The organism is Bifidobacterium psychraerophilum (genome assembly GCF_000741705.1).
Classification (GTDB): Bacteria; Actinomycetota; Actinomycetes; order Actinomycetales; family Bifidobacteriaceae; genus Bombiscardovia; species Bombiscardovia psychraerophila.
On sequence record NZ_JGZI01000010.1, the window covers coordinates 181,728 to 195,334 of the forward strand.

Consider the following 13,607-nt stretch of genomic DNA (forward strand, 5'->3'; position numbering starts at 1 on the left):
GCTGTGCCGCTCCGATGCATGCGTCACCGATCAATGACGCATAGCCGCCCACGGACCATATAGGCTCCGTGGGCGGTGTGTTCCGCGGATATCAGGGGCGATGATTCGATGATGGCGATCATCGCCCCCCATCACATAGGTCAGGCCTTTGCCTGCCGGTACTGTTCCAACAGATAGGTGGTGAGCCGGTCGCCCCCCGGTCCGATGAGCATCGAGAGGGAGTTGATGGGCATCGTATCGAGGAAGACCATAACCGCCGTGTTGTCCTGAGGGATAACCGGCAACCGGCCGTTCTCCCCCTCCTCGATCATGCGGCGGACGATCTGGGCGCCAATCGGATCCTGACGCCATTCCTCCAGATTCGACCATTCGTCCAGGGGCATCCGCCTGCCGTCGCCGTCGATCTCCACATCCCGTCTGCCGATGATGTCCCGACTGGATGTACCCACTTCTATCCCATAGCTTCCCTTCTCGATGCGCCAGTCGTCGAAACGCTCCGACCAGTAGGAGAAGGCACGCTCATCGAGGGGGATCGTAATCTCGCGGGACTCCCCTGCCTCCAGGTACACTTTCTCGAAGCCCTTGAGCTCATGCACGGGTCGCGCGACATCGGCCTTGCCCGGCGCCACATAGATCTGGACGGTTTCGGCGCCTGGTGTCGACGAGGTGTTGCTCACCGTCGCGTGTACCTCCGCGGTGTTGGCCCCTGTCTTGTCCACCCGGATGTCGGTGATGTCGAAATCCGCGTAGCTCAATCCGAAGCCGAATGGATAGGCCAGTGGCTTGTCGTAGGTGTCATAGTATCGGTATCCGACAAAAACACCCTCGCCGTAATCGACGTGCCCCTCCTCTCCGGGCCAATTGACGGTGCTCGGATCATCGCTGAGATCCAGAGGAATGGATTGCGCGAGCTTGCCCGAGGGGCTGGAGGATCCGAAGAGCACATCCACCAGTGCCGCTCCCCCCGCCTGTCCGAGCAGCCAGGATTCCACGATTCCCTTCGCCTGCTCTCTCCACGGCTCAACCGAAACAACCGAGCCATTGGACAGCACGACGATGATCTCCTTGTTCACGGCGGCCAGGGCCGTCAGCAGTTCCGTCTGCTTCCGTGGAATATCAAGGGTCGTGCGGTCGAATCCTTCCGATTCGGCTTCGGAGGGCAGACCCAGGAACACCACGACGGTCTGCGCGTCCTGCGCGGTACGTAGCGCTTCGTCACGCAGCGCCGCATCCTGCTCACTATCGTCCAGAGTGAATCCTGGTGCGAATGCCGCCTCGATTCCTGCATCCGAGAGGGCGTCGAGGAAGCTCGTCATTCTGGTGGGGGTGATGTGTGATGAACCACTGCCCTGATATCTCGGGGTCCTTGCGAATTCACCGATGACGGCCAGCTTCGTATCTGTGGACAGGGGCAGGATGCCGTCATCGTTCTTGAGCAGCACGATGGACTCTCTGGCGGCCCGCCGAGCCATATCGTCATGGGCCTGAACGTCGAAACGATATCCTTCGATATCCATCGCCGCGCTGGCCTTGTCGGTGAGATCCAGCATGCCTTGGGCCATATCCTCCAGCTGCTTCGGGTCTACCTTCTGCTGCCGAACCGCATCCACGATCTGATCATCGGTGTGGCTGGGCGGCATTTCAAGATTGAGCCCTGCATTCAGTGAGGCGACGCGATCATGGTCGGCGCCCCAATCGCTCATCACGATGCCCTTGAACCCCCACTGGGAGCGGAGCACATCACTCAGCAGCCAATGGTTCTCGGAGGAGAACACCCCATTGATGCGATTGTAGGAACACATGATCGTCCAGGGCTGCGCGGTGGTGACGATGTATTCGAATGCGGGGAAATAGATCTCCCGCAAGGCGCGTGACGATACGTTGGCGCTGATGCGTAGGCGGTCGCTTTCCTGGTTGTTGACCGCGAAATGCTTGAGTGATGTGCCGATGCCTTTTGACTGCACACCGGTGACGATGCCCACGGCCTCATGGCCGGCGAGATATGGGTCCTCGGACCAATACTCGAAGCAGCGGCCCCCGAGCGGGTTGCGTTTGATGTTGACGCCGGGGCCGAGGATGACGGCCACCTTCTCCTGGATGCACTCCTCGGCCATGGCCTCGCCCACCTCATGGACCAGTTTCGGATTCCATGAGCTCGACAGACCTGCCGCCGGTGGGAAGCAGGTGGCAGGTACCGTGTTATCGAGATCGACCGTCTCGGAACTCCCGGCGGTCTTCCGCAGCCCGTGGGGTCCGTCGGTGATCATGTATCCCGGTATGCCCTTTGACTCCACGGCCTGAAGGTGCCAGGAATCCCCTCCGGATGTCAGACTCGCCTGTTCCTCAAGCGTCAGATCTGCTGCGTGATGATGATGTTCGCCCATGAAACCCTCATTTCCGTGTGGATCCGGATGGTGCACGACATCATTGCCGTTCACCTGCGATGCCTTGCGCTGAGGCCGTCGGGCCCAGACACCTCGCATCGGATAGATTCCTACCAACCGGTTGGTAAGTAGAGTATCATCTTATTTCACGAAACACACCGTTCTTGGTCGACTCGTTGAACATTGCTAGTGTGGCGGCCGAGAACACATCTGTCATGGGGCGGAGGAAGGCATGCCTTCGTATGCCCGGCCCCATGTGGAATGGATGAAAGTGAGCACCAGTATGGCCATGCAGGAGCAACGGCGCACACCGCACAGCATCGCGGCGCAGGATCGGATGGCGGCGATACTGGAGACGGCCGTCACGTCATTGGGCGTACGCGGCTACTACGGCACTTCCCTGCAGAGCATCGCCAACGGAGTCGGTCTGACGAAGGCGGGGGTGCTCCACTATGTAGGCAGCAAGGAAGGTCTGTTGGAACTTGTGCTCGACAAGATGTACGACCTGCAGACCGATGAGATATTCGCCGCGATGCAATCCGAGGAACGCCCTCTCATCGCAGAGCTATGGAGAAAGACGGTGGCGGTGAATGCGCAACGGCCCGAGCTGGTTCGCATGTTCACCACACTGAGCGCCGAGGCCCTGGACCCGGCGCATCCTGCCCATGACTACTTCGAATCACGTGAAGGCAAAACGGATGATGCCGCCCATACCATACGGTGGTCGCTTCCCGATGGCGTGCAGGCGGGTCCGCTGCTGCAGGCGGGATTCAGCATGATGGACGGTATCCAGCTGCGGTGGCTTCGCAATCCGGGCAACGATCTCAATACGATGTGGTCGCGCTGCGAATCGGTGCTGATGCCGTACCCGCTGTGGCAGGGATACCGATAAGGTCTACGGATGCGGAAGGCCGCCCGTGTACGTTCACGATCGCAGCACGCTGTCTGTGTCGATCGTGGACGCACACGGGCGATACCGGGGCTCCGCAGGGGCATCAGGGCCTTTCGTCTCAGCTGGCTATCACGGCCAGATTCCATGGAGCGATCGATATACGCTCGCCTTCGGACACATGGTCCGAGGTCGACAGCCCTTCTTCGGCCCCCTCTGGAAGCGCCGGCACTCCACGGATGCTGATGGCGCGAGGCGCGATGATGACCTCGCCTGATACGGGGCTGTCGAATGCCGCGGTGGAAGCGGTGTAGTTCAGCAGGTAGCTTATGGTCTCCCCCGCCTCATTGCTGCCTGTGCGGATGACCAGCCCCTCCGGGAGCGAGGCCCGTCGGTCATCGATAAGGCCCGCATTCCCAAGCGCCTCGCGCAACAAGGCCCTGGTCGAGTGATCGTCGGGAACCGTGCCGATCCATTCCGCCCAGCCGCTGCCGTACTGATGCCGGGTCACCGCCGCGTAATGCTTCCAAACCGGATGGTCATACCAAGCGATGACATCCTCATTCCTCTCGGGTGTCAGCAACTCGATCAAGGCGGTCGCCTGGGATGAGACCGGAGCCTGCCCGGTGAAGGCCAGGCCGGTGTCCTGTGGCCGTGTGAACTGCTGATATGACGATCCGAACACGTCATCGAGACCATGGGGTGCCCTGTCGTGCCATATGGTCACGTTCTCATCCGCCACGAAGGAGCGCAGCGTGGAGATCAGATGGCCTCCTGCACGCACATACTCCTTCAGGGTGTCGATGCATTCCTGGGTGGCGCAATACAGTGCGGGCGTGATCACCGCCTGGTATGCGCCGAGCCGCTCGATCGAAGCATCCGCAGGTACGAAATCGCATTCGATATTCAATTCGAAGAGGGCATCGTAGATACGGCGAAGCACATCGTTGTATCCGGGGCCGGTGCCATCGGGCAGCCCCGTCTCCAAACGGAACCATTCGAGTGCGCTGAGGGATTCGTTCGAGACCATGATGGCCACCGGATTGTGCTTCCTCAAATGCAGGATTCTTGGACCCACCTTAGGGTCGGCTATCTCGCGTCCGAATACCCCCGCCTCCTCATAGGTGGGATTCGACTCCAGATCATGGCTCAGCAGGCCTTTCCAATAGCTCTCGAAGGAGTTGTGGATGGAGTGCCAATGCCAGTACATCACACCGTCCGCACCGGATGCCAGGTGGCTGTAAGCCTGAAGCCTCAGTTGCCCGGGATAGGGCAGCCAGCCGTGCTGGCCTTGCGCCTGGGTCTCCAGAACGATGTAATTGGCACCTGATCTGATCGAACGGGTCATATCTCCGCCGAAGGCTATCTCCTTGCCGCTGAGGGCGTCCTCGGTCGGATGGTAGATGTCGACTCCGGCGATATCCATATGGGCGGCGGCCTTGAAGTGATCGACCGCGGGTTGGACGCCGTATGAATGGCCGCGCCACTCGAAATCGAAGTTATGCGTCACGAACTGCCCGTCCCGGGCGTATTCGCGTACGATGTCCGCTTGCCACCCCAGGAATTCGGAGACCTGTTCACGTCGGAAGGCGTCGAATGCTCCGCGCAGGGATTCATTGATCGAAGCGCGGACATCGGGGAAATCCTCCCAGGCATTGATTCTGTTCGACCAGTAGTCCAGGCCGAATGTGTTATTGAGCGCGTCAAGATCATCCGAAAAACGTTTGCGCAGGTGTTTGACGAACAGCATCTGCATATCGTGGCTGACGGAATCATAGTATTTCGTCTCATTGTCGACCTGATAACCGATGACGGCCGGATGGTCGGCCACATGCGCGATGAGCGCACGGATCACCCGTTCCGCGTAGAAGAGGTATGAGGGGTTGACGATATCCATGATCTGGCGTGCGCCGTAGTGCCCGGGGCCGGCGGGCGTTTCGGCGAGGACATCCGGGTGCATGGCGACGAGCCAGGTCGGTACCGCATAGGTCGGAGTTCCCACGATCACATCGATGTGATGCTTATGCGCCGCTTCGAGGGCACGGTCGACATGCGTGAAATCGAATTCGCCGGGCTGGGGTTCGCAGGTGCTCCACGTCGACTCGGCGATGCGGATGACGTTGATGCCGGCAGCCTGCATCATCTCCATATCGGTGTTGATGCGGTCGACGTCCTTCGGCATGTACTCGTCGTAATAGGCGGTGCCGAACAGTGGGTGTGTGAAGACTGGTGTGGTGGTCATGGAATGTCCTTAGGGGTGGTGGCGTGCGGGCGGGTGACGCCCGCACGCCTGTTGCCGTTAGTCGATGATGAAGGTGTTGAATGAGCGCGGTGCGAGCACCACATCAATCCCCCGCGAGGCTTGCTCCGGGTCGGCGAAGTCGAAGGGCAGGCTCCGATCCAGGGCGTTCTGCACGACCAGCACGATGCTGCCATCGGGATTTCTGAAGGCGATGCCGAGTGAGTTGAAGTGTCCCGTGGTCTCCAGCACGACGGCCCCCGGATGCACGTAGGTGGAGAAATGCCTCATCACATACCATTCCGGGTTTCTGACCAAGGTGCCCTGCTGCGAATCAATGCTGTAGAGGGAGTTCTGCTGCCATCCCCAGGTGCTCACGATTTCGGTGAGCGCCATATTCCAGTACGTGTACGCGGTCGCTCCATTGCGCAGGTAGTGGTTGATGAGGTGGAAGACGTATTCCGCATACTCCCATGAGTTGTCGCCGTTGCCGCATTCGGACTCGGTCTGCAGCAGTTCCAGCTCGGGCCATGATTCGTGTGTGCGTGCGATGCAATGCTGTCCGGCCCACTGATAGCCGATCCCTTTGATGTAGGAACGTGCCTTGTCGTCGAACAGGATGTTATCGACGTATCGGTTGTAGTTCTCCAGCTTCATCGCGTAACCGCCGACGAAGGCCATGTCCTCAGGTCCGTTGAGGGTGCCCAGGAAGATCTCCGTATCGATGCCTGCCTTGTCGAAGGCCGGCCCGAGGTAATCGCGGATGAACACACGCATGTCCTCACTGGACCAGAGGCAGCTCGGGAACTTCTGGTCGGCGAAGACCTCGTTCTGCACATGCAGCTGCGTGACCTCGATGCCGCGCTCGGCATAGGACTGGATGTATCGGACGAAGTACCGGGCGTAGGCATCCAGATTCTCTGGGGTCATGACGATGCGTCCGAAGTTATAGGCCTTCGGGAACTTCATCCAGGTCGGCGGGCTCCAGGGGCTTGAGAACAGCTGCATCTCCGGCTGGTATTGCTGGGCGTGGCGGATGTAGGGCACGAGGGTGTCGTCATCGTGACCGACGCTGAAATGCTCAAGGGAGTAGTCGCCGTCATGCTCGTCATAGCTGTACCATTGCTCGGCGAAATCGTTGGCTCCGACGGGCGCGCGGTTGAAGGTGAAGTTCAGCTCATCGGGGCTGAAGAGCTCCCTGTAGACGGTTTCCTTGTCCTCCTCGCTCAGATAGCGTTCAATGGCCAGATAACCGAGTTCATTGAAGCAGCCGCCGAAGCCACGGATCTGCTGCAGGGCGTTGCCGGTGAGGGCCAATCCATCCGCGCTTGTCCGTGCTTGGCCACTGAGTTTCGACGTCACCAGTCGTTCCTCGGGTGTGCTTGCGATCCAGGTATTCATTATCCGATCCTTACCTTGCTGTGTTTCCTATGTGTGTGGTGTTGCGTTGTCGTGATGCCGATGCCCGATTCCGGGCCCCGCGATCCGGCGTGATGATCGGCGGGGCATCTTCTCATCGTCGCCGTCACTTCACGGTTCTGATGAAGAGGATGAATACGCATCCGATCAGCGCCAGGGCGATGGCCAATGGGAAGGCGAATACATAGCCCACCGCGAGAACCACGGTGGACATGATGATCGGGCCGCACATCTGGCCGAGCGTGGTCGCGAGGTTGAGGATGCCCAGATCCTTGCCGGCCTGATCCTTGTTCGGCAGCACGTCGACGAGCAGTGCCTGGTCAACGGAGGAATACACGCCATAGCCGAGTCCGGCGATGGCTGCATAGAGATACATGCCTACCGATGAGGGGAATATCCAGGGCATCGCGATGCCGATGGCGAAGCAGACCGAAGCGATGATCACCGGCAGCTTGCGGCGGCCGATGAAGTCGGAGAAGGGGCCCGCCACCACGGATCCGACCAGGGATACGACCATCGTGATGACGGAGATCACCGATATGGTGGCGGCGGATTCCGCGGTGGACTGACCGATGTAGTTCTGGACGATGTAGAGCTGGTACGCGGTGATCATCTGATAGCTCACCAGCATGCAGAAGCGGCCGACGAAGGCCTTGTAGAAATCGTGGGACTGCGAGAACTTCGGTGGGCGGAAGGACATCACGACATCCTTGACGCCATCCTGTGACTTCGGCAGATATGCCGCCGACTCCTCACGCGGCATGATGAGCACCGCCACCACGCCTCCGAGGAACATCAGCGTGCCGGAGATGGCGAATCCGGGTATCAGATTCGATATGAAGTACGCGCCGATGAGGGTTCCGATGGGTGCGCCGATCGTGGCGCCTGCGCCGTAGAACGCCGACATCGTGCCGCGCACGCCGGAAGGTATGCGGTCCGAGAGCAGAGCCACCAGAGGCGCGATCATGCAGTTGAGGCCGAACATGCTGCCGCAGTAGTAGATGGTCAGCAGAATGGCGTTGTCGGTGGTGCCGGTCAGGAAGAGCGTTACGCCACCGAGCACCGCACCGAAGAGAATCCATGGCGTTCGTCTGCCGAAACGTGATCGTGAGCGGTCCGAGAAGTTGCCGAAGAGAAGATTGGCCACGAGCGAGGCGACGGCGGTCGCCGCGTTGACGATGCCGAGCAGGGCTTCGGGTTGGATGCCCTGGATCGATTTGTAGTGCTCGGGAAGCAGGACTATGGATACGATGCCGAGCCCCGACATCCACAGGATGCCGAAGATGAGGAATCCGGCCCCGAATCGGAACAGGGTCCCCTTGCTTACTTTTCTTCCGGTCTCCGGACTGAGCGACGGATCCTTGGAGGCGGCGGCGATGGCCTGCTCATGGGCCGCCAGAAGCGTCACCTGATCTTGGGTGCTTGTATTCATTCGATATCTCTTTCGCTGGTCTTCGTTGACGTAACGCCCGAACATGGAAAGACATCACTATCTAATGCATGTTAGGTAGAGAATAGAATAAGTGAATTCACTTAACTTGTCAACACGGAATCGCTTGATAGCAACAATAATCAGTGAATTATCAGAGAATTCATAGACAGGATACTTCCTTGGATTCTTGGAACTCTCGATAATGTAACGATATATCTGTTATATATTAGATAATAAACAACAACGAAGCGGAACACTCGATTCGAAGCTTCCGCTCCCCTATGACCGGAGCCTTGCCTCAACGATATCCATCCCATAGAGGTGAGGGAAACAGCAGCCCTTCGAACAACAGCCATTCGTCATACATATCGATGGGCGGTTCGCGTAGCCAACGCAGTTGGATGCCATCCATCGCCTCGATGCACTGGCGCACGACGGCCTCCATCCGGTCCTCCCACGGGCCGAGCTGAGGAGGGATTTTCCATGGATACCGTGAATACATCTCCCAGACAAGCCCTGGCCTGGTGTGGAAGTAGTCATACAGCGGATGGGCCGGGTTGAGTGACTCGGATTCAAGAACCACATAGAGTTGGACCATCATTCGCCGTTGGGCGTTATGACGCACCAGAAAACGCAGATACGAGGGGAACAACGGCTCATCGGGATTGCTGCCGGGCAGACCCGAGGCCATGAAGTCATCCGGGGTGCCGGAAGTGTCATAGATATCGGTGACCAGCAGGGAGAGCAGCCCGTCTTTGTTGCCCACATAATGCAGCAGACCCGGCTGGCTCATCCCGACGTCATCGGCGACATCCTTCAATGAGATGCCGTTGAAACCTCGTTCGCTGATCAGACGCGTCGCCGACTGTGCGATTTCACGTTTGCGTTCCTGCGGGTCTTTGCGAACACGTTTCACTCTGGCTTGTGGCATATGCCTCATCGTAGCGAGATGCCGCTATGTTCCGGCCTGTCGTGTGCGCCGAAGGCTGATATGAAGCCTTCACGGAGGCTGCGGACATACCACCGGCACAGGGATGCCCACGGATATGCCGCTAAGATGCCGTGTAAGGCAAGCCATCAATACCATGGCTGGAGAGGTTGGATGCTTATGACCGGGTCATTTGCGATAACGAATGTGAATATTGTCAGTGAAGACGCCAAGGACGGCCTCCTGCACGGCTACAACGTGGTCGTCGGTCCTGATGGGAGGATATCCAAGGTCGGAGCCGGGAACCGGACCGGCATCCCTGACGGATACCACCGCATCGACGGCACGGGCAGATACCTGCTTCCGGGCCTGATCAACGCGCATGTGCATCTCTTCTCCAATGGCAAACCGCTCTCCGCGACGCTGACAGGCCCCACCTTCCAGCATGCGGTGAGCGCGGCGCTGCATAGCCCGCTCGGAGCCTTGCTGATCGCCCATCGCACGAAGGTGAACGCACGGACCCTGCTGCTTTCCGGCGTCACCACATTCCGTACGGTGGGAGATGTGGGCTACGAGGCGGTCAGACTGCGCGAGAGGATCGAGAGCGGTAAGGAGCTCGGTGCCAGGATGCTGGCAGCGGGGCCTCTTCTTGCGATCACGGGCGGGCACGGCAGTCCTCAGATAGCGTTGATCGGTGATTCCCCATCACAGAACAGGAAGAACGCACGCACGAATATCATGCATGGCGTGACGGCTATCAAAATCGCCGCAACGGGTGGAGTCACCGACGCGCGCAGGATCGGCGATGCGGGCCGTCCCCAGATGAGCGAGGAGGAGATGGCCGCGATATGCGAGGAGGCGCATCACGCCGGTCTGCTCGTCGCGGCTCACGCGCAGAGTCCTCTGGGTGTCACGATGGCCTTGCGTGCCGGGGTGGATACCATCGAGCACGGCTGCGCGATGAACAGCGAGATCATCGATCTCTTCGGCGACAACCCCCGTTCGCTTCGTGGCTGGTCGGCGTTGATCCCGACGCTTTCCGCGGCACTCCCCCTGGTCAAACTCAGCAGGGAGGTCACCGGAGTGGATGAGATCGTCGTCGCGAATGCGCGCATCGCCGTGGATGAGATGGTCCAGGGAATCCATGACGCCAAGGAGAACGGCATCGCACTGGGCATGGGAACGGACACCGCGATGACCTATGTGACCCAGTACAACACGTGGCGCGAGCTCGCCCTGCTGAATGAATACGGCGATTTGACGCCGCAGGAGGCGATACACGCAGCAAGCGCCGAGAATGCCCGGATTCTGGGTTTCGATCAGGTCACAGGGCGGATCGCACAGGGGCTCTCCGCGGATCTGCTGCTGCTGAAGCGGAATCCGCTCAATGATTGGCGCGCTTACGAGCACCCGGAGTTCGTCATCGCGCGTGGAAGGGTTTTGCAGAATCCACAGATCGAGCGTTTCGAGCTCGTCGACAATGAGCTGGACGCGATGAAGGCCTGATCGAGGGATATGGTGCGCCTCCCTCGCAAGCAGGCTGCCAAGGGACTCTGGTCCCGCGGTGACTGGCGTTGGGGAAGACGCATCATAAGGGGCTTCGGCCGCCGTGCATCGCTGTTGAAGCGGTCGGTCTCATCGAGCACATACAGCAATTGATTCGAGACCATATGAGAAACACAAATGTGTGAAAACTGACGTGATGAACTGTGGGCGATGCAGGAATCGAACCTGCGACCCCTTCGGTGTGAACGAAGTGCGCTAGCCGCTGCGCCAATCGCCCGAGTTTTTGGGTAAGGACTCGGTGTCCTTGTGGGCGATACTGGGATCGAACCAGTGACCCCTTCCGTGTCAGGGAAGTGCGCTACCGCTGCGCCAACCGCCCGGTTGAGTCTTGCGACTTCGAGGTGGGTACGAGAGTCGAACTCGTCTAAACGGCTTTGCAGGCCGCTGCCTAACCGCTTGGCTAACCCACCGTGACTGGTCTACGTCTCGGACCTCGAGCGGGCAACGGGACTCGAACCCGCGGTCTCGACCTTGGCAAGGTCGCGCTTTACCAACTAAGCTATGCCCGCATCACTGCTATCTGCACCCGGAAGACTGACCTCCAAGCACGAGTCACTACTATAACTACATCATTGGGATTACGCAAATTGCGTGTCGTTTGCGCGAGTCATGGCGTCATTCCCCCTGTTCTCGCTTTGGGCAAAAGCTCGGAACATGAAGATATTCCCGCTAATCTATGAACTGTGAGTGAAGAAGCACTGCAATCCCAAAACGTTCTGATCGCTGCATTCGAAGGCTGGAATGATGCCTGCCAGGCGGCGACGAATGTGCTGCGCCATCTCATCGACGTCTACGATTCGCACGAAGTGGCGCGGATCAACTGCGATGGTTTCTATGACTATCAGATTTCACGTCCGATGATGTGCCACGTTCAGGGCCAACGACGTATCGTCTGGCCGGAAACGGTGTTCTACGAGATCAGGATAGACCCCGAGCACACCGTCTATGCACAGATGGCTCCGGAACCGAATTACCGCTGGAAGGAGTACTGCAGGGAAAGCATGCATATCGCCGAGCAATGCGATGTCGATGCGATTGTGACCCTTGGTTCGATGTACGCCGATTGCCCTCATACCAGGCCCCTGCCTGTGGAATCCTTCAACGATGACTGCGGGTGCGCAACGGAGGATGAGCACTGCGGCCCCATCGGCGTTCCGACCGTGCTGGACACGATGGCCGAAGAACGCGGATTCACCGCCGATCCCATTTGGGTTTCGGTGCCTCAGTACCTGGGTAGCGACGAGTGCGCGCAAGGCACCCTCCAACTGCTGCGTACGCTGTCGGAACTCCTGGGTGTGCATCTGGACGAAGGCGATCTGCAGGAGCGCGCCGATCGTTGGAAGGCGCAGGCGGAGGTGCTCGTGCGCTGCAATGACGATCTGGCGGACTATGTACACAGGCTGGAACGTGAATACGACTTCGAACAGAAGGCCCGTAAGCAGGCTGAGATGTCCACGCTCAACATCGGGGACGTCGTCGCCGAAGCGGAATCCTATCTGCGTGGGCCGGGATCGGGTCCTTCATCGGAACTGGGCACGGAGCGGCAATAACTCGTCGTCCCGCATATACGCACCAGGGTGCTCTGCCGATCTGTCATGAGTTGGAAGCGCGGTCACCGTACCGGCGTCTCCCGGCGGGCATGGGAAACAGGAAGTGCCCCACCTCATGCGTATACCGCATCACGGTATACGCAGGGTGGGGCACTTCCTGTATGTGCATGGTTTCCGATGCCGCTATGCGGAAGGCATCGGAGCCGGCACGCTTCGGATCGGGGGTATCACACGCTCGGTCCAGCCAGGGGCGCGAGCACCCCGGTGATGAGCAGCAAGGCGACGATGACGGCGATTGCTATGCGGTAGATCGCGAAACCCTTGTAGGAGAATGTCGAGACGATTTTCAGGAATGCGATGATCACCAGGTATCCGACGACGAAACTGACGATTGTGGCGCATATGGTCGCTCCCCAGCCGGGGAATCCGGATGTGGCACCTGCGGCACCGAGTGATTTGAAGGTTTCCAGAATCCCTGCACCGAAAACCGCAGGAATGGCCATGAGGAAGCTGATTCGTGCCGCATCCTCGCGGGTGTAGCCAAGGGCGCGGCCGAAGGTGATGGTGCCGCCTGAACGGGAGACACCGGGGACCAGCGCCAGCATCTGTCCTATGCCGAAGATGACGGCATCTTTGAGTGTCATCTCCTTGATCGTTTTGGTCTGTGCGCTTTTGGCATCGAAGTACCACAGCAGCAGACCGAAGACGATGAGCATCAGCACGGTGATCCATAGATTCCGCAAGCCGCTTTCGATGCTCTTCTGGAAGAGCAGGCCTGCGATGACGATGGGCAGCGTGCCGACGATGATGAACCATCCCAGGGAGGCATCGCGGTCCTCGGAGCCGAGACGCTGTGAGATCTCGGAGCCATCCTTGCCTTTCAGGCACATGAACCAGTGGCTGAGGATTCTTGCTATATCGTGACGGAAGTACAGCAATACCGCGCTTTCAGTGCCCAACTGGATGATGGCGGTGAACGCGGCCCCGGGATCCTGCCCGAGCAACGCCCCGGCGATGCGGATATGTGCACTGGAAGATACAGGAAGGAATTCAGTGAGCCCTTGGATGATTCCCATCAGTATCGCTTCGAAGAAATTCATAAGCCCTCGTATTGCTTGTTTGTTGGTGTCAACAGAACTATAACCTTCCTTAGAGTAACGAAAAACACTGTCTTGTGGAGTGTCGAAGGCCTTGTCGCGC

General features: G+C 59.1%; 9 protein-coding genes and 4 tRNA genes. 3 read left to right on the plus strand and 10 right to left on the minus strand.

The window, feature by feature from the left end; translation table 11 throughout:
* Nucleotides 1-140: 140 nt before the first annotated feature.
* Nucleotides 141-2,384, minus strand: coding sequence for an exo-alpha-(1->6)-L-arabinopyranosidase (locus BPSY_RS08000; protein WP_033496518.1), 2,244 nt, complete (start codon nt 2,382-2,384; stop codon nt 141-143).
* Nucleotides 2,385-2,673: 289 nt separating this feature from the next.
* Between BPSY_RS08000 and BPSY_RS08005 the strand changes: the two genes are divergently transcribed.
* Nucleotides 2,674-3,276: a TetR/AcrR family transcriptional regulator gene (locus tag BPSY_RS08005; protein ID WP_051921944.1), complete on the plus strand. Its 603-nt coding sequence runs from the start codon at nt 2,674-2,676 to the stop codon at nt 3,274-3,276.
* Between the two features lie 118 nt (nt 3,277-3,394).
* Here BPSY_RS08005 and BPSY_RS08010 read toward each other — a convergent pair whose 3' ends face one another.
* The 4 genes from BPSY_RS08010 to BPSY_RS08025 all read right to left on the minus strand — a co-directional run bounded on the left by BPSY_RS08010 (nt 3,395) and on the right by BPSY_RS08025 (nt 9,294).
* Nucleotides 3,395-5,515, minus strand: a complete 2,121-nt coding sequence (locus tag BPSY_RS08010; RefSeq protein WP_033496377.1) for a beta-galactosidase — start codon at nt 5,513-5,515, stop codon at nt 3,395-3,397.
* A gap of 57 nt (nt 5,516-5,572) precedes the next feature.
* On the minus strand, nt 5,573-6,913 hold the full coding sequence (locus BPSY_RS08015) for a glycoside hydrolase family 30 protein (RefSeq protein WP_033496375.1): 1,341 nt from the start codon (nt 6,911-6,913) through the stop codon (nt 5,573-5,575).
* Nucleotides 6,914-7,037: 124 nt separating this feature from the next.
* A complete protein-coding gene (locus BPSY_RS08020) occupies nt 7,038-8,363 on the minus strand; it encodes an MFS transporter (RefSeq protein ID WP_033496372.1) in 1,326 nt (441 codons plus the stop codon).
* A gap of 298 nt (nt 8,364-8,661) precedes the next feature.
* Nucleotides 8,662-9,294 (minus strand): TetR/AcrR family transcriptional regulator, encoded by a 633-nt coding sequence (locus tag BPSY_RS08025; RefSeq protein WP_081884349.1) that lies wholly within the window; start codon nt 9,292-9,294, stop codon nt 8,662-8,664.
* A 171-nt stretch (nt 9,295-9,465) separates the two neighbouring features.
* Between BPSY_RS08025 and BPSY_RS08030 the strand changes: the two genes are divergently transcribed.
* Entirely contained in the window at nt 9,466-10,797 is a 1,332-nt protein-coding gene (locus tag BPSY_RS08030; RefSeq protein WP_202961807.1) for an amidohydrolase family protein, read from the plus strand.
* 204 nt (nt 10,798-11,001) lie between these two features.
* Here the strand turns inward: BPSY_RS08030 and BPSY_RS08035 are convergent.
* The 4 genes from BPSY_RS08035 to BPSY_RS08050 all read right to left on the minus strand — a co-directional run bounded on the left by BPSY_RS08035 (nt 11,002) and on the right by BPSY_RS08050 (nt 11,366).
* Nucleotides 11,002-11,074: transfer RNA gene (locus BPSY_RS08035), tRNA-Val, on the minus strand.
* 30 nt (nt 11,075-11,104) lie between these two features.
* Nucleotides 11,105-11,176, minus strand: a tRNA-Val gene (locus BPSY_RS08040).
* Between the two features lie 20 nt (nt 11,177-11,196).
* A tRNA-Cys gene (locus BPSY_RS08045) sits at nt 11,197-11,267 on the minus strand.
* A 26-nt stretch (nt 11,268-11,293) separates the two neighbouring features.
* A tRNA-Gly gene (locus BPSY_RS08050) sits at nt 11,294-11,366 on the minus strand.
* Nucleotides 11,367-11,540: 174 nt separating this feature from the next.
* On the opposite strand from BPSY_RS08050, the gene BPSY_RS08055 reads away from it, so the two are divergent.
* The gene (locus tag BPSY_RS08055; RefSeq protein WP_033496366.1) at nt 11,541-12,407 is read left to right on the plus strand and encodes a PAC2 family protein; all 867 of its coding nucleotides are present in this window, start codon (nt 11,541-11,543) and stop codon (nt 12,405-12,407) included.
* Between the two features lie 227 nt (nt 12,408-12,634).
* Here BPSY_RS08055 and uppP read toward each other — a convergent pair whose 3' ends face one another.
* Entirely contained in the window at nt 12,635-13,507 is an 873-nt protein-coding gene (gene uppP, locus BPSY_RS08060) for an undecaprenyl-diphosphatase UppP (protein ID WP_033496364.1), read from the minus strand.
* Between the last annotated feature and the right edge of the window lie 100 nt (nt 13,508-13,607).

What these genes read in the sequence shown, in the direction of transcription:
- BPSY_RS08020 (WP_033496372.1), bottom strand. Translation starts at nt 8,363, where the DNA reads ATGAATACAAGCACCCAAGATCAGGTGACGCTTCTGGCGGCCCATGAG.
- BPSY_RS08025 (WP_081884349.1), bottom strand. Translation starts at nt 9,294, where the DNA reads ATGCCACAAGCCAGAGTGAAACGTGTTCGCAAAGACCCGCAGGAACGC.
- uppP (WP_033496364.1), bottom strand. Translation starts at nt 13,507, where the DNA reads ATGAATTTCTTCGAAGCGATACTGATGGGAATCATCCAAGGGCTCACT.
- BPSY_RS08015 (WP_033496375.1), bottom strand. Translation starts at nt 6,913, where the DNA reads ATGAATACCTGGATCGCAAGCACACCCGAGGAACGACTGGTGACGTCG.
- BPSY_RS08005 (WP_051921944.1), top strand. Translation starts at nt 2,674, where the DNA reads ATGCAGGAGCAACGGCGCACACCGCACAGCATCGCGGCGCAGGATCGG.
- BPSY_RS08000 (WP_033496518.1), bottom strand. Translation starts at nt 2,384, where the DNA reads ATGGGCGAACATCATCATCACGCAGCAGATCTGACGCTTGAGGAACAG.
- BPSY_RS08030 (WP_202961807.1), top strand. Translation starts at nt 9,466, where the DNA reads ATGCTTATGACCGGGTCATTTGCGATAACGAATGTGAATATTGTCAGT.
- BPSY_RS08010 (WP_033496377.1), bottom strand. Translation starts at nt 5,515, where the DNA reads ATGACCACCACACCAGTCTTCACACACCCACTGTTCGGCACCGCCTAT.